This window comes from Curtobacterium sp. MCLR17_036 (assembly GCF_003234445.2).
In the GTDB taxonomy this organism is placed as follows: domain Bacteria; phylum Actinomycetota; class Actinomycetes; order Actinomycetales; family Microbacteriaceae; genus Curtobacterium.
The window spans coordinates 361,093-381,884 of record NZ_CP126269.1 but is presented as its reverse complement, the minus strand read 5'-3'; the positions used below and the strand labels follow the sequence as shown (position 1 = coordinate 381,884).

19 protein-coding genes are annotated in these 20,792 nt (G+C 72.6%); 7 read left to right on the top strand and 12 right to left on the bottom strand.

Going from position 1 to position 20,792, the window contains the following annotated elements; all coding sequences use genetic code 11:
- Positions 1-170: 170 nt before the first annotated feature.
- Both DEI99_RS01920 and DEI99_RS01915 read left to right on the top strand, forming a co-directional pair.
- Positions 171-1,106 carry a carbohydrate ABC transporter permease gene (locus DEI99_RS01920; protein ID WP_111041380.1) on the top strand — a complete coding sequence of 312 codons (936 nt, stop codon included), beginning with the start codon at positions 171-173 and terminating at the stop codon, positions 1,104-1,106.
- A complete protein-coding gene (locus tag DEI99_RS01915) occupies positions 1,103-4,093 on the top strand; it encodes a glycoside hydrolase family 2 TIM barrel-domain containing protein (RefSeq protein ID WP_284180916.1) in 2,991 nt (996 codons plus the stop codon). The genes DEI99_RS01920 and DEI99_RS01915 overlap by 4 nt, the downstream gene beginning before the upstream one ends.
- Before the next feature lie 304 nt (positions 4,094-4,397).
- On the opposite strand, the gene DEI99_RS01910 is transcribed toward DEI99_RS01915, so the two are convergent.
- The gene (locus DEI99_RS01910) at positions 4,398-4,823 is read right to left on the bottom strand and encodes a DUF3151 domain-containing protein (protein ID WP_111041384.1); all 426 of its coding nucleotides are present in this window, start codon (positions 4,821-4,823) and stop codon (positions 4,398-4,400) included.
- 273 nt (positions 4,824-5,096) lie between these two features.
- Here DEI99_RS01910 and DEI99_RS01905 point away from each other — a divergent pair, with 273 nt between their 5' ends.
- Complete coding sequence (locus tag DEI99_RS01905) at positions 5,097-6,668, top strand: ABC-F family ATP-binding cassette domain-containing protein (protein WP_111041386.1); 1,572 nt, start codon at positions 5,097-5,099, stop codon at positions 6,666-6,668.
- Positions 6,669-6,674: 6 nt separating this feature from the next.
- Here the strand turns inward: DEI99_RS01905 and DEI99_RS01900 are convergent, their stop codons facing one another.
- The 4 genes from DEI99_RS01900 to DEI99_RS01885 are packed head-to-tail and all read right to left on the bottom strand — an operon-like array spanning position 6,675 to position 9,472.
- On the bottom strand, positions 6,675-7,370 hold the full coding sequence (locus DEI99_RS01900; protein ID WP_071253050.1) for an SDR family oxidoreductase: 696 nt from the start codon (positions 7,368-7,370) through the stop codon (positions 6,675-6,677).
- Positions 7,371-7,380: 10 nt separating this feature from the next.
- Complete coding sequence (locus tag DEI99_RS01895; RefSeq protein ID WP_111041387.1) at positions 7,381-7,872, bottom strand: DedA family protein; 492 nt, start codon at positions 7,870-7,872, stop codon at positions 7,381-7,383.
- A gap of 36 nt (positions 7,873-7,908) precedes the next feature.
- The gene (locus tag DEI99_RS01890; protein ID WP_111041388.1) at positions 7,909-8,940 is read right to left on the bottom strand and encodes a YihY/virulence factor BrkB family protein; all 1,032 of its coding nucleotides are present in this window, start codon (positions 8,938-8,940) and stop codon (positions 7,909-7,911) included.
- A gap of 4 nt (positions 8,941-8,944) precedes the next feature.
- Entirely contained in the window at positions 8,945-9,472 is a 528-nt protein-coding gene (locus DEI99_RS01885) for a hypothetical protein (protein ID WP_071253056.1), read from the bottom strand.
- 64 nt (positions 9,473-9,536) lie between these two features.
- On the opposite strand from DEI99_RS01885, the gene DEI99_RS01880 reads away from it, so the two are divergent.
- Positions 9,537-10,277, top strand: a complete 741-nt coding sequence (locus DEI99_RS01880) for an MBL fold metallo-hydrolase (RefSeq protein WP_111041397.1) — start codon at positions 9,537-9,539, stop codon at positions 10,275-10,277.
- A gap of 135 nt (positions 10,278-10,412) precedes the next feature.
- On the opposite strand, the gene DEI99_RS01875 is transcribed toward DEI99_RS01880, so the two are convergent.
- The 7 genes from DEI99_RS01875 to DEI99_RS01845 all read right to left on the bottom strand — a co-directional run bounded on the left by DEI99_RS01875 (position 10,413) and on the right by DEI99_RS01845 (position 17,133).
- Positions 10,413-11,456, bottom strand: a complete 1,044-nt coding sequence (locus DEI99_RS01875) for a Gfo/Idh/MocA family protein (RefSeq protein ID WP_111041398.1) — start codon at positions 11,454-11,456, stop codon at positions 10,413-10,415.
- A 375-nt stretch (positions 11,457-11,831) separates the two neighbouring features.
- The gene (locus tag DEI99_RS01870; RefSeq protein WP_111042255.1) at positions 11,832-12,758 is read right to left on the bottom strand and encodes a prenyltransferase; all 927 of its coding nucleotides are present in this window, start codon (positions 12,756-12,758) and stop codon (positions 11,832-11,834) included.
- On the bottom strand, positions 12,755-13,189 hold the full coding sequence (locus tag DEI99_RS01865) for a lycopene cyclase domain-containing protein (RefSeq protein WP_111042253.1): 435 nt from the start codon (positions 13,187-13,189) through the stop codon (positions 12,755-12,757). The genes DEI99_RS01870 and DEI99_RS01865 overlap by 4 nt, the downstream gene beginning before the upstream one ends.
- A complete protein-coding gene (locus DEI99_RS01860; RefSeq protein ID WP_071296802.1) occupies positions 13,186-13,518 on the bottom strand; it encodes a lycopene cyclase domain-containing protein in 333 nt (110 codons plus the stop codon). The genes DEI99_RS01865 and DEI99_RS01860 overlap by 4 nt, the downstream gene beginning before the upstream one ends.
- Entirely contained in the window at positions 13,518-15,158 is a 1,641-nt protein-coding gene (gene crtI, locus DEI99_RS01855) for a phytoene desaturase family protein (protein ID WP_111042251.1), read from the bottom strand. The genes DEI99_RS01860 and crtI overlap by 1 nt, the downstream gene beginning before the upstream one ends.
- Positions 15,155-16,078, bottom strand: a complete 924-nt coding sequence (locus DEI99_RS01850) for a phytoene/squalene synthase family protein (RefSeq protein ID WP_111042249.1) — start codon at positions 16,076-16,078, stop codon at positions 15,155-15,157. Before DEI99_RS01850 ends, crtI begins: the two co-directional genes overlap by 4 nt.
- Positions 16,075-17,133, bottom strand: coding sequence for a polyprenyl synthetase family protein (locus tag DEI99_RS01845; protein ID WP_071253065.1), 1,059 nt, complete (start codon positions 17,131-17,133; stop codon positions 16,075-16,077). The genes DEI99_RS01850 and DEI99_RS01845 overlap by 4 nt, the downstream gene beginning before the upstream one ends.
- 21 nt (positions 17,134-17,154) lie before the next feature.
- On the opposite strand from DEI99_RS01845, the gene idi reads away from it, so the two are divergent.
- From idi to DEI99_RS01830, 3 genes are all read left to right on the top strand, one after another.
- On the top strand, positions 17,155-17,697 hold the full coding sequence (idi, locus tag DEI99_RS01840) for an isopentenyl-diphosphate Delta-isomerase (protein WP_071253070.1): 543 nt from the start codon (positions 17,155-17,157) through the stop codon (positions 17,695-17,697).
- A 302-nt stretch (positions 17,698-17,999) separates the two neighbouring features.
- Entirely contained in the window at positions 18,000-19,049 is a 1,050-nt protein-coding gene (locus DEI99_RS01835; RefSeq protein WP_111042247.1) for a magnesium and cobalt transport protein CorA, read from the top strand.
- A gap of 230 nt (positions 19,050-19,279) precedes the next feature.
- On the top strand, positions 19,280-20,299 hold the full coding sequence (locus tag DEI99_RS01830) for a LacI family DNA-binding transcriptional regulator (RefSeq protein WP_111042245.1): 1,020 nt from the start codon (positions 19,280-19,282) through the stop codon (positions 20,297-20,299).
- Positions 20,300-20,792: the final 493 nt, after the last annotated feature.

The window sequence follows — 20,792 nt, the reverse complement described above, 5'->3', positions numbered from 1 at the left end:
AAGGACGAGCGCGACCGCCGCAAGCGTGCGAAGCGGGACGGACAGGAGGCCCGGCGCGCGCTCCAGACGCGCGCTGCGGACGACCGCAGGGTCACCACCCAGGCCGCACCGGGCCTCCGGGCCGGGTCCGGTCCGCACAACGGAACGAACGTCACGAAGGGGGCGGACGCATGACCAGCGAAGCCATCGAAGCGCCGGCCACCGCGAAGACGGCGGTGCCGGTCGACACCACGGCGATCTCGGCGCACCAGCGCCGCAAGCTCGACCGCTCCCCCGGATCGCAGATCGTCGTGACGGGCATCCTCGTCATCGTCGCGCTGTACTTCCTGGTGCCCCTGTACTGGGTCGTCATCGCCGCGACGAAGACGACCGGAGCGCTCTTCTCGACGAACGGGTTCTGGTTCGGCGGCGAGTTCGCGCTCTGGAGCAACCTGCAGCAGGTGTTCTCGTACGACGGCGGGATCTTCGTCCGCTGGATCGCGAACAGCATCCTGTACTCCGGCGTCGGCGCCGTCCTGGCGACCTACTTCGCCGCCGCCGGCGGCTACGCCCTGGCGAAGTACGAGTTCCGCGGCCGACAGCTCGTGTTCGGCACGATCCTCGGCGGGGTGCTCGTGCCGGGGACCGCGACCGCGCTGCCGCTGTTCCTGCTGTTCTCGACGCTCGGGCTGACCGACACGTACTGGAGCGTGCTCATCCCGAGCCTCGTCTCGCCGTTCGGGCTGTTCCTGTGCCGCGTCTACGCCCAGGCCTCGGTGGACACCGCCCTGCTCGAGCAGGCCCGGATCGACGGCGCCGGCGAGCTGCGGATCTTCCACACCGTGGTGCTCCGGCAGATGACGCCGGCACTCGTCACGGTGTTCCTGTTCCAGGTCGTCGGCATCTGGAACAACTTCTTCCTGCCGCTCATCATGCTGGCGGACCAGAAGCTGTACCCGATCACGCTGGGGCTCAACAACTGGCGTGCCCAGGTCGATCGTCTGCCAGAGTTCTACCAGCTCACCACCGGCGGCGTGCTCGTCTCGGTCATCCCGCTCGTGGTCGCCATCATCGTCCTGCAGCGCTTCTGGCGCGGGGGCCTCACGGAAGGATCGGTCAAGGGTTGACCAACGCCGCACTCGCATCCACCGCACCCGGATCGGACACCCGGCTCGCGCCACGCGCCTGGCTGCACACCGACGCCCCCGCCCTGTCGCTGAACGGGGAGTGGGACTTCCGCTGGTCGCCGGTCGCCGACGTCCCGCTGCCGGGGCCCGACGACACCTGGGGCACGATCCCCGTGCCGGCGCACTGGGTGCTCCACGGCCACGGCGCCCCGAGCTACACGAACCTGCAGTACCCGTTCCCGATCGAGCCGCCGCACCCGCCCGAGGAGAACCCGACGGGCGACCACCGCCGCACGTTCTCGGTGCCGGACGCCTTCGACGGCGCAGCCCGCGTGCTGCTCCGCTTCGACGGTGTCGAGTCGCACTTCCGGGTGTGGGTGAACGACGCTCTCGTGGGGTGGAGCACGGGTTCGCGGCTCGCAACGGAGTTCGACGTCACGTCCGTGCTGCGACCGGGATCGAACGAGGTCCGCGTCCGGGTGCACCAGTGGTCGGCGGCCTCGTACCTGGAGGACCAGGACCAGTGGTGGCTGCCGGGCATCTTCCGCGACGTCACGCTGCTCGCCCGACCGACCGCGCCGATCGACGACGTATTCGTCCAGGCCGGCTGGACCGCTGCGCTCGGGAGCGCGGCGAGCGCGGGGACGGCGGCGTCCGGCCGCCCCTCGACCGGGACCGGCACGATCACGTTCCCGACGCTCGACGCGGCCTTCCCGGTGCGGTTCGCCGTGCCCGACCTGGGCGTCGACGTGACCTGGGCGACGGCCGACGACGTCGCACCGATCGAGGTCGAGGGCGTCGAGCCGTGGAGCGCCGAGCTGCCGCGGCTGTACGACGCCATACTGTCGTCCGAGGGCGAGACCGTCTCGCTCCGGCTCGGCTTCCGCACGGTGTCGATCGTCGGCGACCGGTTCCTGGTGAACGGCGAGCGCGTGGTGTTCCACGGCGTGAACCGGCACGAGACGCACCCGGAGCGCGGTCGTGTCTTCGACGAGGAGCACGCCCGGGCCGACATGGCCCTGATGAAGCGGAACAACGTCAACGCGATCCGCACCTCGCACTACCCGCCGCACCCCCGCGTCCTCGACCTCGCCGACGAGCTCGGCTTCTGGGTGGTGCTGGAGTGCGACCTCGAGACGCACGGGTTCCTGTTCACGGACTGGGTCGGCAACCCCTCGGACGACCCGGCGTGGCGCGAGGCCTACCTCGACCGCATCGCCCGCACCGTGGAACGCGACAAGAACCACGCGTCGATCGTCATGTGGTCGCTCGGCAACGAGTCCGGCACCGGCCGCAACCTCGCCGCGATGGCGCAGTGGGTGCACGACCGCGACGACGAGCGCCCCGTCCACTACGAGGGCGACTACACGGGCGAGTACACCGACGTCTACTCGCGGATGTACCCGACGCTGCAGGAGACCGAGTCGATCGGCGGCGGCCCGGCGACACCGCTGCTCGGGTGCGGCCCGGCCGAGGCGGCCCGCCAGCGGTCGAAGCCGTTCATCCACTGCGAGTACGTGCACGCGATGGGCAACGGCCCCGGCCAGATCGCCGAGTACGAGGCGCTGGTCGACACCTACCCGCGCCTGCACGGCGGGTTCGTCTGGGAGTGGCGGGACCACGGGCTGCTCGCGCACACGGCGTCCGGCCAGCCGTACTACGCCTACGGCGGCGACTTCGGCGAGGTCGTGCACGACGGCAACTTCGTCATGGACGGCCTGGTGCTGCCCGACGACACCCCGACGCCCGGGCTCGCCGAGTTCGCGGCCGTCGTCGCGCCGGTCCGCCTGTCGTCGTCCGACACGACGCTGCTGATCGAGAACCGGTACCACTCGGCCTCCACCGCAGGGCTGCGGTTCTGCTGGACGCTGTCGCGGAACGGCGTCGTCGAGGCCTCCGGGCGACTCGCTCCCGGCGTCGTCGCGGCGCGGGAGTCGGCCACGGTGCCGGTGCCCGACGAGGTCGGCGCAGCGGCAGCCGGGGACCTCGCTCCCGGTGACGAGCTGTGGTTCGACGTCACGGTGGAACTGGCGGGGCCGACCGCGTGGGCGGACACCGGCCACGTCGTCGCACGCACCCAGCGGCTCGTCGCGACGCGTCCGGCGGACGAACCACGGGCCTCCCGGCAGACCTGGGACGGCGACCGCCTCGGCGAGGGGACCTTCAGCGCCCGGGGCGACCTGGTGTCCTGGAAGGGCCACGAGGTCGCCGGCCCCCGGCCCGAGCTCTGGCGCGCACCGACCGACAACGACAGCCTGGCGTCGCAGGGCGGTTACGAGACCGCCGACCCGGTGCTCACCCACGGCGTCGGCGACCCGGACGCGCCGGCCTCGGCGGTCCGCTGGCGTGCCCGCGGGCTGGACCGGCTGACGCACCGGCTCGTGTCGGTGACCCGGACCGGTTCCGGTCTCGAGCAGCACGTGCGCGTGGCGGCGGCGAACAGCGGCTGGGGGCTCGACGTCACCCACCGCTGGACCCTGACGGCCGACGGCCTCGTGCTGCAGACCGACGCCGTGCCGTTCGGTGCCTGGGACGTCACCTGGCCGCGGATCGGCGTGCGCTTCGACCTGCCCGCCTCGCTGGCGGACGAGGACGCGACGTGGTTCGGCACCGGGCCGCTCGAGTCGTACGCCGACTCGTCGCACGCGGCGCGCGTCGGCCGGTTCACCGCGCCGGTGCGGTCGCTCGGGGTGGAGTACTCGCGGCCGCAGGAGACCGGGCACCGGCCGGCGTTGCGGACGCTCTCGGTCGGGCCGTTCACGGTGTCGACGGTGGGGGCGCACCGTGCCGGCTTCACCCTGTCGCCGTGGACCGCGCAGCAGGTCGACCGTGCGGAGCACCCGTACGAGCTCCCGACGTCCGACCACCTGTACCTGTACCTCGACGCGGCGCAGCACGGGCTCGGGTCACGCGCGTGCGGGCTCGACGTGCTGCCCGAGCACCAGCTCTGGCCGCAGGCGTTCAGTTGGAGCGTGCTGCTGGCGTAGGGGCGCCGGTCGGGCCTTCCGCAACCAGGTTCCGGACACAGCACCGCGCATCGGCGTGGTTCCGTGTCCGGAACCTGGTTTCGTCGTTCGCGGCGGTTGCGGCACGGGCGGCGGGCGGGCGGCACGGGCGCGCCCCGCTGTCGTCATCGCGCCCCGTCTCTTCGGGGCGCGATGACCGCGGCGGGGCGCGCCGCGCGCGGGTCTGCGCGCCGCGCACAACCAAAGTGCTCCCAAACCACGTATCGCCGTGGTTCGGGAGCACTTTGGTTGTGCGGAGCGCACTCGCGGCGCCCGCGCTGCGCGGCTACGCCTCGGCGTCGAGGGCGCGCAGCGCCTCGGGGTCGCTCGCGTTGAGGAAGTCGGTGAGGCGCTCGGGCTCGCCGGGCTCCTCGATCGCCAGGGCCGCACGGCGCAGGGCGAACAGGGCGCGGAGCACGCCGCGGTTCGGCTCGTGCGACCACGGCACGGGGCCGGCGCCGCGCCACCCGGCCTTCCGCAGGGCGTCGAGCCCGCGGTGGTACCCGACGCGGGCGTACGCGTAGGACTCGAGGGTGGCGCCGCGGGCCCAGGCCTCGTCGGCGAGCAGGGCCCACGCCAGGCTCGACGACGGGTACGACACGACGACGCTGGCGACGGGGGCGTCGGCCTCGAGCGCCGCGGTCACCTCGGGTTCGGCGGGCAGCAGGGTCGACGGGTTCGTCGAGGGGTTCGGCAACAGGTTCTCCGGCATGCCCCCAGCCTGTCATCCCTTGCGGGTGCCCGCGTCACGGGATTACCGTGGAGGCCACCTCGTCGTCATCGCGGGGCCGCCGGGGCGGGAGACCGACCGGCGGGACGGATGACGGACACGGGGGTCCCCCGACGGAAGCAGACGATTGCTGTCGATCACCGGTACCGCTCAGCCCACGCGCTGACACCGTGATCGCGCGCCCCGTCGGGCGCTCCACCGCACCGCGGTGGCCTCGGTGTCGTGCGCCCAGCACCGACACCGGGAGACACCCCCATGCCCACCAGTCCGTCCGTCGTCCTGCACGACGTCACCTTCGCCTGGCCCGACGGCACCGTCGCGCTCGACCACCTGTCCGCCGCCTTCGGTCGCGGACGCACCGGCCTGGTCGGGAGGAACGGGGCCGGCAAGTCCACGCTCGTCCGGCTCGCGACCGGCCGGCTCCACCCCACGTCGGGCAGCATCACGACGTCGGGTCCCGTCGACCACCTGCCGCAACGCCTCGCGACGGGGAACGACGACACCGTCGCCGACCTGCTCGGCATCCGGTCCACACTCACCGCGCTCCGGACCGTCCTGGCCGGCGACGCCACGGCAGCACAGCTCGACGCCGTCGGCGACGACTGGGACCTCGAGGAACGGGCCGCCGCCGTGCTCGACCGGGTCGGGCTCGACGGCGCCGACCTCGAGCGGCCGGTGTCGACGCTGTCCGGCGGGCAGTCCGTGCTCGTCGCCGTCGCGGGCGTCCGGCTGCGCGGCCGACCGATCGCGTTCCTCGACGAGCCGACGAACAACCTGGACCGCCGTGCCCGCGGGGTGCTGCTCGACCTGGTTGACGACTGGCGCGGCACCCTGGTGCTCGTCAGCCACGACCGGGAACTCCTGGAGCACGTCGACGAGACCGTCGAGCTCCGCGCCGGGTCGGTGACCGTGTTCGGTGGGACGTTCAGCGCGTTCGAGGAGCACCTGGCCGTGCAGCAGGCGGCCGTCGAGCGCGAGGTCCGCGTCGCCGAGCAGCGGCACCGCACCGAGAAGCGGCAACGCATCGAGGCCGAGACGAAGATCGCGCGTCGTGCGAAGGCCGGTGAGCAGGCGGGCCGGTCGATGCCGAAGATCCTGGCGAACGAGCAGCGGAAGAAGGCGCAGGAGACCGCCGGCCGACTCCGCGTCGGGTACGCGGACGACGAAGCCGCCGCACTCGCCACCAAGCGCGAGGCCGAGCTCCGCCTGCGCGACGACGAGTCGATCCACGTCACCCTGCCCGACCCGGGCGTCCCGGCGTCGCGTCGGATCGCCACCGTGACCGTGCGCGGGCGGGACGTGATCGTGCAGGGGCCGGAGCGGATCGCGGTCACCGGGGACAACGGCGTCGGCAAGTCCACCCTGCTCGAACAGCTCGTCGGTGCCCCCGCAGCCCGGGAGCACCCGCTGCCCGAGACCGGGGCCGTCGCCCACGTCGACCGGATCGCGTACCTGCCGCAACGGAAGGACGGCCTCGACGACACCGCCACGGTGCTCGAGAACGTCCGCCGGGACGCCCCGCACGTCCCCGTCGCCGAGGTGCGGAACCGGCTCGCGGGGTTCCTGGTGCGTGGCGACACCGTCGACCGCCCGGCAGGCGACCTGTCCGGCGGGGAGCGGTTCCGGGTGGCGCTGGCGGCCCTGGTGCTCGCCGACCCGCCGCCGCAGCTGCTCGTGCTCGACGAACCGACGAACGACCTCGACCTGACGAGCGTCGACCAGCTCGTCGACGCGCTGCGGACCCACCGCGGAGCCCTCGTCGTGGTGAGCCACGACGAGACGTTCCTGGAACGGCTCGAGCTCGACGACCGGATCGAGCTGCGGTGATCGGCGTCAGCGCCGTCGGGTCGGCCGGATCGCGAGCGACTCGACGGTGCCCCGCTCCGGCAGGTCGACGACGGTGCGGACCGCGGCGGCGACGTCCTCCGGGGCCAGGTAGTAGGCGGTGTCGTAGTCCTCGCCGAGCTTCTCGGTCAGGGCCCGTTGCATGTCCGAGTCGGTCCGGCCCGGGTGCACGCTCGACACCCGCACCCCGTTCGCCCGCTCCTCTTCGCGCAGGGCGTCGGCGAAGGCCCGCAGCGCGAACTTCGACGCCGCGTAGACGCCACCGCCGGGACCGGCGAGGAACCCGGAACCGCTGTTGATCGGCACGACGATGCCCCGCGCCGCCCGGAGCGCCGGGAGCGCCGCCCGGGTGAGCTCGGCGACCGCGAACACGTTCGTGGCGAAGACCTGCTCCCACACGGCACGCGGGGTCTCGGCGACGGTGGTGCCCTGCTCGACGCCGGCGGAGTGCACGAGCACGTCGAGCCGCTCGGGCAGCGCCGGCAGGTCGCCCGCGCCGAGGTCGCCGACGAACGGCGCAGCACTCGGCAGTTCGGCGACGAACGCGTCGACGGCGTCGGCCGACCGGCCCCCGACGAGCACGTGGTGGGTGCGGCCGAGGTCGGCGGCGATCGCGCGGCCGATGCCGCGGGTGGCTCCGGTCACCAAGGCGACCGGACGGTTCTGGAGCGGTTCTGTCGTCACGTGGGCCAGCCTACGGAAGCCGGGCCGGGCCTCCTGTGCGGCGGCGACGTCTGTGGATGACCGTCAGCGCGACGGCGGCGGCGACCACGAGTCCCCCGATCGCGGCGACGCCCCACGGCGAGCCGGCGAGCGCCGCGACCACTGCCCAGAACACGGCGAACCCGACGGTCGCGTACAGGAGCGCCCACACGACGCAGCCCGGCACCATCGCGACCGTGTACCGCCACCAGGCGACCCGGGCGAGCCCCGCGGCCGCGTTCATCACCGTCTGCAGCCCGACCACGACGAAGCTCGCCGTGACGACCGGCAGCCCCCAGCGCTCGAGCAGGGCGGACTCGCGGCGGACGGCGGGCGACCGCAGCCACCCGCCCCACCGCGACCGGGACGCCCCCGTCACCGCCAGCCGCGCGACCCAGTACGTGGCCTGCGCGCGGCAGAACACGACCAGGAAGAGCGCGAGGAGGAGCCACCGGAACGGCAGGCCCTCGAGGAAGGACGGCACGCTCGCACGGTAGCGCCCCGACCCGGGGACCGACCGTCAGTCGTTGTCGACGCCCTGGCGGATGCGGATGCCCTCGAGGACGTCCTGCGCGCGCTTCTCGTCCTGCTTCTCGATCTGACGGGTGTCGCGCTCGGGGAGCTGGATGTCCTCCTCCGCGCGGATGCCGGCCTGCAGCTCGCGGCCCCGCTCGATCTCGGCGTCGAACTCGGCGCCGAACAGCAGCGCGTTGTTCGTGATCCAGATCCACAGCAGGAAGACGATGACACCACCGAGCGAGCCGTACGTGGCGTTGTAGTTCGAGAAGTTCCCGACGTAGAACCCGAAGCCGACGCTCGCGATGATCCAGATGAGCAGCGCCAGGATCGACCCGCCGCTCACCCACCGGAACTTCGGCTGCTTGACGTTCGGCGACCAGTAGTACAGCACCGCCACGACGAGGACCGCGATGACGAGCATGATCGGCCACTGCACGATGAGCAGCACCGTGGCGGCGACGTCGCCGAGCCCGATGAGGTCGCCGAAGCTGCGGGCGAGGGGACCGCTGACGAGTGCGAGCAGCCCGAGCACGAGCAGGACGACGGTGGTCACGGTGACGCCGAGCATGGTCGGGCGGAGCTTCCAGATCGGCCGGCCCTCGCGGACGTTGTAGATCCGGTTCATCGAACGGCCGAAGGCGCCGACGTAGCCGGAGGCCGACCAGAGCGCGCCGAGCAGACCGACGATGAACGTGACGGGTGCGGCGGGCGAGCGGACGAGGCCCTCCACCGGCTCCCGCAGCAGCTCGGCGACGTCCTTCGAGCCGACGTTGCCGATGATCGTCAACAGGGAGTCGACCGTGTCCTTCGGGTTCGACACCAGGCCGAGGATCGACACGACGGCCAGCAACCCGGGGAACAGCGCGAGCACCGAGTAGTACGTCAGGCTCGCGGCGAGGTCGGTGCACTGGTCGCTCGAGAACTCGCGGAGCGTCTTCTTCAACGTGTAGACGAGCGTCGGCTTCTTGAGGTCGGTGGGGCTGTCGGCCTTGCGGGGGTCGTCGGCCGGGGGCTTCTGCTGGTCGTCGCTCATCGTCTCAACCCTTCCGTGCGGCGAGGCGCTTCGCGGCCTGCTTCGACCGCTTCACCGCCGCCTTGCGGTTCTTGTCGGCCCGCCGCTGCACGGCGCTGATGCCGACCTGCTGCTTCACCCGTGCCTTGTGCGCCGGGTCCTGCTCGAGGGCTTCCTCGGCGGCCTTCCGCCGCGCCTTGCGGCCCTTCCGGCCGCCCTGCGCCTGCTCCTTCGCCGACGGGGCGTCACCACGCGTGCCGAACGGCAGCAGCGCGGTGAACGCGGAGCTCGCGGGCGGGGTCGCCAGGTGCCCGGCGGGGCTGTTGCGCATCGAGATGCCGACGATGATCGCCGCGACCCCGGTGAGACCGGTGATGCCCATCGCCACGAGGGGCGTCGGGTCGCGGTGCCACCGCTGCTTGGTCTTCGCGACCGCGAGCCGGGTCCGGGCGGGCAGGTTCGCACGCCGCTTGAGTTCCGTCACGGTGTCCGTGATGCCCTCACGGGTGCGGACGTTGGCGAGTTCGAGCTCGGGCAGACTGTCCTTGGCCATTCTCCATTTCCTACACGTGCGCGGCCGGGATCGTGCACAGCAGCACCTGGTTACCGTGCCGGTCATGCTCATCCGGGACGCCGCCGAGGGGATCCACCGCCTCGAGGTCGCACACACCAACACGTACCTCGTCGAGACCGGCGACCGACTGCTCGTCGTCGACGCCGGGCTGCCCGCCGCGTGGCCGCACCTGCAGCTCGCGGTGCACGACCTCGGGTACACGCCCGACCGCGTCGAGGGGCTCCTGCTCACGCACGGCCACTTCGACCACGTCGGCACCGCGGCGCGGATGCACCGGGACTGGGGCACGCCCGTCCACGTGCACCCGGGCGACCGGGCACTCGCCGCCCACCCGTACTCCTACCGCCCGCAGACGAACCGCCTCGGCTTCGTCGCACGGCACCCGGGCGGGTTGCGGCCGCTGGGGCGCATGCTGCTCGCCGGCGCCGCCACCGTGTCCGGCATCGACGACACCCTGCCCCTGGAGTCCCGCGTCGACGTCCCCGGCACCCCGTGGATCATCGAGACGCCGGGGCACACCGACGGGCACGTCGCGCTGCACTTCGCCGACCGCGACGCGGTGATCGCGGGCGACGCGCTCGTCACCCTCGACCCCTACACCGGCGGCATCGGGCCGCGCATCGTGGCGCCGGCGGCGACCTCGGACGTCGACACCGCCGTCGCCTCGCTCGAGCGGCTCGCGGACACCGAGGCGAAGCACGTGCTGCCCGGCCACGGCCCCGGCTGGTCGCTCGGCGCGCGTCGTGCCGTGGCGCAGGCCCGGCGGGCGGCTGGCGCGGCCTGACACGTCCGCGGGGTGGACGGACCCCGCGACGCGGCGGACGGGAGGCACGGGCCAGGCCGGCACCGTGCCTCCCGTCCGGCACGTGGAAGCGACCGGAGGGTGCCGGCGATCAGCAGGGGCCGGCTGCGGCTGCGCTCAGCTCGGGACGACGACGTCCTCGGGTCGGCCCGAGGCGGCGGAGCGGCCCGCCGCCTCCATGAGCGCGAGGCTCCGCAGGTTGTCGCGGCCGCTCGTCTCCGGCGCGGGACCGCCCTGCACCGAGCGCGCGAACGCCTGCAACCCGCCCTGGCGGTCGGTGTGCGCGAGGGTGGGCAGCTCGACCGGCTCGGCGTCGTCGTCCTGCGTGCGGCGGAACGTCACGCGGTCGCCCGCCACGGCGTTCGGGGCACCGGAACGGCTGGTGAACCAGAGTTCGCCGTCCTCGCCCTGGATGCTCCACTCCCCCGCCCAGGCGGTGCGCGGCGCGCGGCTCAGCCAGCTGCCTCGGTAGCTCACGACCAGTCCGTCGTCGAGCTCGATGATCATCGACGCGACGGCCTCGTCCTGGTACTTGCTGTACGACGGGTACGAGGACTTCGCGTAGACCCGCACCGCCTCGCGCCCGGTGATCATCCGGAGCAGGTCGAAGTGGTGGATCGCCATGTCGTTGATCATCGCGTGCGGGAACCGGTAGTGCGGGTGCTCCTCGAACGCCAGGTCGTTGTCCCACTGACGGAAGTCGATCGTGATCGCGGAGAGCTCGCCGACGGCGTCCGCCTCGAGCATCTCCTGCACGACGCGGGGCGCCGGGTACCAGCGGTAGTTCTGGCTGACCTGCAGCACGAGTCCGAGTTCCTCGGCACGGCGGACCGCGGTGACGGCCTCGTCCGTGGTGTTCGCGAACGGCTTCTCGACCAGGACGTGCTTGCCGGCCTCGAGGGCCTCGAGCGCGAGCGGCACGTGCGTGACGGCGGGCGCGGTGATGACGACGGCGTCGGCCTCGACCGCGGCGAGGGCCTCGGTGAGCGATCCGAACGCGGCCGACGCGGGCAGCCCGAGGTCCTGGCGGACGGCCTCGAGCGTCGGGGCCGTCGGGTCGACGATCCCGACCACCTCCACTTCGGAGACCTCTGGGATGGCGGTGCGGGCCCAGTTGCCGCCCCACCCTCCGAGACCGACGTGGATGATCCGGACCGTCATGCGCGCACTCCTTCGTGACTGCCGTCGTGGCTGGTGTCGCACCACGGACGCCGCGGTGCGTGCGTCCAGTCTGTCAGTGCGGCGGTGGCGGGTGGGCGGGCGCGGGTGAGCGGGCCCGGGTGCGGGCGGTCGTGGGTGGGCGGGCCCGGGTCGCCGGCGGTCGTGGGTGGGGCGGTCGTGGGTGGGTGGGCCCGGGTCGCCGCGGTCCACCGGGATCGCGCCCCCGGACACGCGTCGCGCCCCGGTGAGCCGGGGCGCGACGACCGCTGCGGGGCGCGGACAGCGAGGGCCGGGGCACGACCGGGCGCCCGAACCTCAGGCGGGGCGCAGACCGCGGACCGCGGGGCACGTTTCGCGACGAATCGCCCGTCGGCCTCAGTGCGTGAACGCGTACGCGATGAGCGCCATGGTGACGATGAACCCGGCCAGGTAGTTGATCCAGAGGAACCGCTTCCACCCGGCGTTCGCGGCCTCGGCACCGTCGTCCGTCACGTTCCACCACGGCAGCACGTTGAGCGCGTAGGGCACGACGACGACCGCGGCGATCGGCCCGGGGAACGCCGAGAACAGCAGCGCGACGCCGGCCACCACGTAGGCGACGAAGGCCAGGCGGACCGTGGCCCGCGCCCCGATCACGGTGGCGACGGAGCCGATGCCGCCGGCGCGGTCGGCCAGGACGTCCTGCACGGCGCCGAACGCGTGCGAGGCGACACCCCACAGGAAGAACGCGATGCACACGGCGACGAGTTCCCCGGTCCAGTGCGGGCCGGCGAGGGCGAGGCCGTAGACCGCCGGCGACACGAAGTGGGTGCTCGACGTGAGCGAGTCGAGGAACGGCTTCTCCTTGAAGCGCAGCCCCGGCGCCGAGTACGCGATGACCGCGAACACGCTGATCGCCAGCACGAGCCACGACCAGGGGCCGTTGCCGCTCACCGCGCCGAGCACCACGAGCGCGACCAGGAAGGGGACGTTCGTGACGACGACGGCCCAGAGCGTCGTGCGGTGCACGCTCTTGTCGAGCAGCGCGCCCTCGACGCCGCCCTTGCGCGGGTTGCGCAGGTCGGACTCGTAGTCGAAGACGTCGTTGATGCCGTACATGGCCAGGTTGTAGGGCACCAGGAAGTACACGACGCCGACCAGGAACGCGACGAGCGAGAACCCGCCGCCGCCGTCGACCCCCACCCCGCTGCCGAGCAGGTACGCGGCACCGAACGGGTAGGCGGTGTTCACCCAGCTGATCGGCCGCGACGACACGAACAGCGCGCGCAGGGTCGACGGCCTGGAGGCGGTGCTGGCGTTCACGGGTGGTCCTCCGGTCGTGCGGTGGTCGGCTTGGGCGCGGGGCGCGCCGCGGTCGCGTCGTGCGGTCGGGTCGCGTCCCGTCCGCCGGAGCGGTCGAACAGCACCCAGAGGCTGGGCAGCAGCACGACCGCCGACATCGCGTAGGCGAGGTCCTCGACCGGGATCACCCCGATCTTCGCACCGCTGATGAGTCCGGCGTCGTAGTCGACGATGCCGAGCCCGACGATGACGTTGTCGAAGACGATCGTCATGACGAGCAGGGCGACGCCGGCGACGAGCGAGGTGGTCACGGCGACACGACGGCCGTGACCCGGTCGGCGTCCGGCGGCCCGGGCACGACGCGCGGCGACGACCCCGGCGACCACGGCCACGACGGCGGTCACGGCGAAGAAGGGCAGCGCGAGCAGCGCGTACGCGCCGGTGCCGGTCACGGGCGCCGCCGTTCCGCAGCCCGGGCGACGACCGGCCGGACGAACCCGACCAGGTCCATCGTCGAGTAGCAGAGCAGCAGCAGGAAGAAGAGCTCCTCGAGCGGGACCTCGGGTGCCAGGAGCACCCCGGTGAGCAGGTCCTGCGGCCCGATGAAGAAGATGCCGGCCGCGACACCGGCGACGTCCCACACCATGAAGAACGCGACGCCGACGACCATCACGGCAGCCGCCCGCCAGGGTGCCCGCCAGAAGAACAGCCGGAAGCGGGCGTCGAGCACGGTCATGCCGACCAGGGACACCACGAGGCCGGCGAGGTACACCCCCGGCATCAGGCGGCGCCGGTCCGGTCCCTCGGCGCCCGGAGCGGTGTCGGCAGCGGTTCGGTGCTCGTGTCCCCGTGGATGCGCTTGAGCAGCACCTCGGCACTGATCAGGCACATCGGCAGGCCGATGCCCGGGATCGTCGAGGCGCCGACGTAGTACAGCCCCTGCACCTTCGTCGAGGCGTTCTTCTCGCGGAAGAACGCGCTCTGCTTGAGGGTGTGCGCCGGGCCGAGCATCGAGCCGTTCCAGGCGTTCAGGTCGTCGGCGAAGTCGCGCGGACCGATCGTCCGGCGCACCCGGATCCGGTCGCGCAGGTCCGGGACGCCGGCACGTTCGGCGACGACGTCGATCGCGCGGTCGGCGATCCGCTCGACCTCGAAGTCGCCGGCGCCGTCGACGCCGCCCTTGCCGATCGACAGGTCGGCCGGCAGCGGCACGAGGATGAACAGGTTGCTCGAACCGCGGGGCGCGACGGACGGGTCCGTCTCCGAGGGGGCGCAGACGTAGATCGACGCCGGGTCCGGCACGTGCCGGTCCTTCCCGAAGATCGCGCCGAAGTTCGCCTTCCAGTCCTCGGTGAACACGAGCGTGTGGTGCAGCAGCCCCGGCGTCGGCCCGTCGATGCCGAGGTACACGAGCACGGCGCTCGGCCCCGGGTCGCGGGTCTTCCAGTGCTCGGCGCCGTGGGTGCGGTGCTCGCGGTCGAGCAGCTGCATCTCGGTGTGCTGCAGGTCGGCGGCGCTCACCACGAGGTCCGCCGGGGCGGTGTGCTGCACACCGTCGCGGTCGCGGTGCACGACCCCGGTGACGACGCCGTCCTCGACGACGATCCGCTCGACCTTCGCGCCGGCGATGACCCGGGCGCCCTCGGCCCGGGCGACGCGCTCGACGGCGCCGATGACCTCGGTGATGCCGCCCTTCGGGTACAGCACCCCGTCGGCGAGGTCGAGGTGGCTCATCAGGTGGTACATGCTCGGCGCGGCGTACGGGCTGGTGCCCAGGAAGACCGCGGGGTAGCCGAGGATCTGCCAGAGCCGCCGGTCCTTGACGGCCGAGGCGGCGCGGGACGACAACGGCTGCAGCAGGAGCCGGGCGAGCTTCGGCAGACGACGGAGCACGTCGGGGGCCGCGAGCTTCGTGAGGTCCTGGAACGTCGTGTACAGGAACCGGCGGATCGCCATCGCGTAGGTGTCCTCGGCCGAGGCGAGGTACTTCCGGATCCGCGCGCCGGCGCCCGGTTCGACGGACTCGAAGAGCGCGATGTTCGCCTCGCGGTCCGCCCGCAGGTCGATCGGCTCGTCGTGGCCCTCGGTGTAGACGCGGTAGCCCGGGTCGAGCTTCACCAGGTCGAGCTCGGCGTCGGCCGAGGTGCCGAGCAGCTGGAAGAAGTGGTCGAACACCTCGGGCATGAGGTACCACGACGGCCCGGTGTCGAACCGGAAGCCGTCGCGCTCCCACGAGCCGGCGCGGCCGCCGAGTTGGGTGCGCTGTTCGAGCACCGTGACGGCGAAGCCGTCACGGGCGAGCAGGGCGGCGGCCGCCAGGCCGCTGATGCCACCACCGATCACGACGGCGCGGCGAGCGGGCACCTTGCGCCGGGTCGGGGACGCGGCCGTGTCCGGACGGGAGGCGCGGGGCGGGGTCACGGGGTGCCTCCCGTCCGACGGGTGGACGCCGTCGACCGCACGGGCGAGCGTCCGGCGAGCACCTGCGCGGCCAGGCGGGCCTTCACCGGGTTCGGGACGCGCACGCGCGTCGTCACCAGGCGGTGCGCCGGCGTGCGTGCGATGCGGTCGTTGAGCTCCTGGAACAGGGCGTGCGCGAGGCCGACCGCGTTCCGGGCGTCGGCCGGCAGCAGCCGGATGGTCCGGGCGGCGTGGTCGAGGTCGTCCTGGACGTCGGCCACCAGACGCTCCTTCGTGCTCTCGTCGAACGAGCGGATGTCGACCCCTGGGAAGTAGGAGCGACCGAGCACCTCGAAGTCGGCGTGCAGGTCGCGCAGGAAGTTCACCTTCTGGAACGCCGCCCCGAGGGCACGGGCCCCGGCGACGAGCTCGGCCTGGTCGAAGGTCGGTCGTCCGGCGCGGTACACGAAGGCGCGGAGGCACATGAGCCCGACGACCTCGGCCGAGCCGTACACGTAGGCGTCGAACGACGCGTCGTCGTGCTCGGTGCGCTCGAGGTCCATCCGCATCGACGCGAAGAACGGCTTCGTGAGCTCCGCGCCGAACCCGGTGACCCGGGCGGTGCGGGCGAACGCGTGCACGACCGGGTTCACCGAGAAGCCGAGGGCGATCGCGCGCTCGGTGTCGGCCTCGAGCTCGTCGAGCACCGTGCGGGCGAGGTCGCGATCGAGACCGGCCTCGGTCGCCGGGCCGTCGACGACCTCGTCCGCGACGCGGACCAGGGCGTAGACGTTGCGGATGTGCTCCCGTGTGTCCTTCGCGAGCAGCCGGCTGGCCAGGCCGAACGACGTCGAGTACCGGTCGATGACGACGCCCGAGGCGGCCTCGGCCGTCGCGTCGTACAGGGGCAGGCGGCGCGACGGTGACGTGGTGGTCGTCACCGGGCGCGTTCCACGAGTTCGGTCACGAGGCCCTCCAGGCGGTCGGCGAGGTCGTACGGCAGCCCGGACAGCTCGGCACGTGCGAGTGCGACGTGCTCGGCGATCCGGGACTCCGCGGCGGATCGGGCGCCGCAGGTGACCAGGGTCGCACGGAGTTCAGCCGCGCGCTCCTCGGTCAGGTCCGGGTCGCCCAGGTACGGCGCCAGGTCCGGCCAGCAGTCGGTGGTGGCGGCGTAGGCGATGAGCATCGTGCGCTTGCCCTCGCGCAGGTCGCCGAGGACGCTCTTGCCGGTCGTCGTCTCGTCGCCGAAGACCCCGAGCAGGTCGTCCACGATCTGGTACGCGATGCCGATCTCGCGGCCGAAGGCGCCGAGCGCGGCGACGACGGACTCGTCGGCCCCGGCGAGCACGGCGCCGGACTGCAGCGGGGCCTCGAACGAGTACACGCTCGTCTTCGCGCGCTCCATCTGCAGGACCTCGTCGACCGTCGGCATCACGCCGAGGGCGAGGTCGACGTCGGTCATCTCGCCGGCGGCACTGGCGAAGACGGCCTCGTCGAGGAGCTCGAGCAGGCGTGCGCGGCGGTGCCCCTCGGCGCCCGAGGCCTCGATGAAGCGGGGCGCGGCGGCGAGCGCGAGGTCGCCGGCGATGACCGCGGCGCTCATCCCCCGGTGCTCGGCGGTGGGCAGCGGCAGCCCACCCGTCGTGCCGGTGTCGCGGAAGGACCCGGCGACGTTCGGCTGCCCGCGGCGGGACCAGTCGCGGTCGATGACGTCGTCGTGCACGACGAGGGCGGTGTGCAGGAGTTCGTAGGCGGCGGCGACGTTCGCGGCGGCAGGCACGTCGGTGCCGCCCATGCCGGCGTACGCGGTGAGGACCATGCGCGGCCGGAAGCGCTTGCCGCCCATGCTCGCCTTGCGGAGCACGCGCCAGAGTTCCTCGGACGGTCGGCCGTAGCGCTCGGCGCGGGCCGACGACACAGCGAAGAAGCGCTCGAGGCAGTCGTCGACGAGCGCGAGGTCGATGTGTGCGACGGTGGTCGCTTCCTCGCTCATTGCCCTAATCTATCGGTGCAGATGAATGCTTTCCCGGAAACCGTGGTCCTGCTGGCCGACGACCGTACCCCGGTCGGCACGGCGGACAAGTTCACGGTGCACACAGACCACACGCCCCTCCACCTGGCCTTCTCGTGCCACGTGCGGAACACCGACGGGGACGTCCTGGTGACCCGGCGAGCCCTGTCGAAGAAGACGTGGCCGGGCGTGTGGACCAACACGTTCTGCGGCCACCCCGGACCCGACGAGTCGTTCGAGGACGCCATCGCCCGCCGTGCCTCGCGCGAGCTCGGCATCACCGTGCGCGACGTCGAGGTCGTGCTGCCGGACTTCCGGTACCGCGCGGTCGACGCGTCCGGCATCGTCGAGAACGAGGTCTGCCCCGTCTTCCGTGCCGTGACCGACGACACCCCGGCCCCCGCCGACGACGAGGTCGCCGAGTGGGCGTGGGTCTCCGAGGACTCCCTGCACGAGGCCGTCGCCGGCGCACCGTTCGCCTGGAGCCCCTGGCTCGGGTGGCAGCTCGCCGAGCTGCGGACGGCCGGCCTGCGCGTCACGCGCTGAAGCCGGCCCGGCCCGGCCCGGTGCCGCCGGGTCCGTGGTCCTGCCGGTCGGACGGACCGGCTCGTCCCGTGCACGGACCGGCTTGTCCCGTGCACACGGCAGGCGTACGCTCGTCCGTCGGCAGCCCCTCCGGGCACGGCCGGACGAGACGAGAAGGGCAGGTGAGGCGCGATGTCGGGTGACCATCCTCGATCGGGCCGACCGCCCCTGGTGGTCGTCGCGCCCGTTTGCTGACCCGCCCTGCCCCGGTGTCGACCGGGGCGCCACCGCGCCTGCCTGCTCCCGACCCGAGGAGCACGCACATGGCACTGATCGACAACGCGATCTACGTCCGGGGACGCCGCGTGGAGTCGCCGGCATCACCGTCGCGACCCGTCGGCGGCGACCTGACGTGGATCGGCCTGCTCCGCCCCGACGCACGTGAGCTCGACGCCGTCGCCGCGGAGTTCGACCTGCACGAGAACGCCGTCGAGGACGCCGCGAAGGGGCACCAGCGGGCGAAGCTCGAGCGCTACGGCGACACCCTGTTCGTCGTGCTCCGGCCCGCCTGGTACGAGCCGACCGCAGGTGCGGTCGCGTTCGGCGAGGTGCACCTGTTCGTCGGCGACCGGTTCGTGGTGAGCGTCCGGCACGCCGACCGGCCGGACCTGGGGGCGCTCCGGGCCCGCGTCGAGCAGGACCCCGACTTCCTCGCGCGCGGGTCCGAGGCGGTCACCGCCGCCGTGCTCGACGAGGTCGTCGACGGCTACGGCCCCGTCGTCGAGGTGCTGCAGGACCAGATCGACACCATCGAGGACCAGCTGTTCGCCGGCCAGGTCGACCCGGGCGTCTCGAAGCGCATCTACCAGGTGCTCAGCGAGGTGCTGTCCTTCCAGCGCGCGACGAAGCCGGTGCCGTCGATGGTCCGCGGACTGCTGCGCGGTGCCGACAAGTACGGCGTCGACGACGAGGTCCAGCACCGCCTGCGGAACGTGCTCGACCACGCGCTGCGCGTCTCGGAACGGATCGACTCCTTCCGCGCCCTGCTCGAGAACGCCCTGACCCTGCACGCCACCCTGGTGTCCCAGGAGCAGAACGAGGCGATGCGCCGGATGACGAGCGCGAGCCTGGCGCAGGGCGAGGAGAGCCGCCAGCTCGCCCGCGCCGCGCACCGGCAGGGCGAGGAGGTCAAGAAGATCTCGTCGTGGGCGGCGATCCTGTTCGCGCCCGGGCTGATCGCCGGGGTCTACGGCATGAACTTCGACCACATGCCGGAGCTGCACTGGCGGTACGGGTACCCGGTGGCGATCGTCGGCATGCTGGCACTGATGGGCGTGCTCTGGCTGGTGTTCCGAAAGCGCAACTGGCTCTGACGAACCGGACACACCGCCCGGCCCGTGGTGAGCGTCATCGTCATGAGGACCAGTCGGATCCGCGGCGTCGCCACACGCCGTCGGCCGCGGCGCCGTGCTGCCTGCACGCACCGGAAGCCGTGGCGGACCACGTGCGGCTGGCGTGCAGGGCACGGGCGTGCATAATGATCTGGCTCGGAATGTGAACGTGCACATCGATGTGCCACGGCCCCGAGCGGAAACGAGCAGCAATGGCGTCATCGCGGACACAACAACCGCGTTCGCCCAGCATCCGTGACGTCGCACGGGTGGCGGGCGTCTCGCACCAGACCGTCTCGCGGGTGCTGAACAACTCGGACGCGATCCGGGCGGAGACCCGCGACAAGGTCGTCGCGGCGATGGAGCAGCTGCAGTACCGCCCGAACCGCGCGGCTCGGGCGCTCGTGACGAGTCGCACCCACACGATCGGCGTCCTGACGGCACGACGGGCCCACTACGGACCGGCCGTGGCCCTGCAGGCGATCGAGGATGCCGCGATGCTCCGCGGCTACTCCGTCACGACGGCCAACATCGCCGAGGCGACGGACGCCGCCGTGCGCGAGGGCCTCGGGCACCTGCTCGACCTGGACGTCGAGGGCATCGTGGTGATCGCCCCCCAGCAGCGCGTGTTCGACCTCATCGCCGAGCTCGGCATCCGCACCCCGTACGTCACGATGCGCGCCAGCGTCGGCGAGGACCCGACGGCGCTCTGGGTCGACCAGATGGAGGGCGCCCGGCTCGCGACCGCACACCTGCTCGACCTCGGGCACGAGCACGTCCGGCACATCGCGGGGCCACAGGACTGGATCGAGGCGGACGCCCGGATGCAGGGGTTCCTGCGCGAGATGTCCGACCGGGACATGGCGGTCGTCCCCCCGATCCTGGGCGACTGGACCGCCGACTTCGGCTACCACGCCGGCCGGGAGCTGCTGCGGTGGCGCGACTGCACGGCGATCTTCTGCTCGAACGACCAGATGGCGCTCGGGGTCATGCACGCGGCGCGGTCGTACGGGCTGGACGTGCCCGGCGACCTGTCGGTGGTGGGCTACGACGACATCCCCGAGGCGAAGCACTTCTGGCCCCCGCTCACGACGGTGCAGGTCGACTTCGCCGAGCTCGGGCGGCGGTGCGTGGACCTGCTCCTGCCGAGCGAGGGCGAGTTGCTCCGCCCGATCGACATCGTCCCGCAGCTCGTCGTGCGCGCGTCCACGGGGGCCCCGCGCAGCCGCTGACGCCCAGGCCCCTGAGGCGCCTCCGACCTGCGATCCGCCACCTCGCGCCGTACACCCCCGGCAGGTTGCAGTTCCGCGCACGGGGAGCACTTCCGCGCGTAGCAGGCCAGAACTTCCGGCTGCCTGAGCGCGATCCACCCTCCCACGCGCGGAACGGCCTCCGACGCGCGGAACAGCACCCTCCACGTCCGAAGCGCGCCACCGCACCCCCAGCCCGGGGGACGCGCACTCCGGATCACGCAGGCCGTTACAGAACTGCGACCAATCCGAATTGACAGCCGCACCGGGGCTGTGCGTAAATTGCCTCCGTCCTGCCGATGTGACCGTTCACATGAGCGTCACACCAGCCGGGCACCGGACGCGACAACGAAGTCCACACAGGCCCCCTGTGCCGACTCGCTGCCGCAGCAGAACCACTCGAACAACTGCCGCGTCGAGGCGGCAGAAGGAGATGCACTGTGGCGTCAACCCCGATCGGTACCGGTCTCGAGAC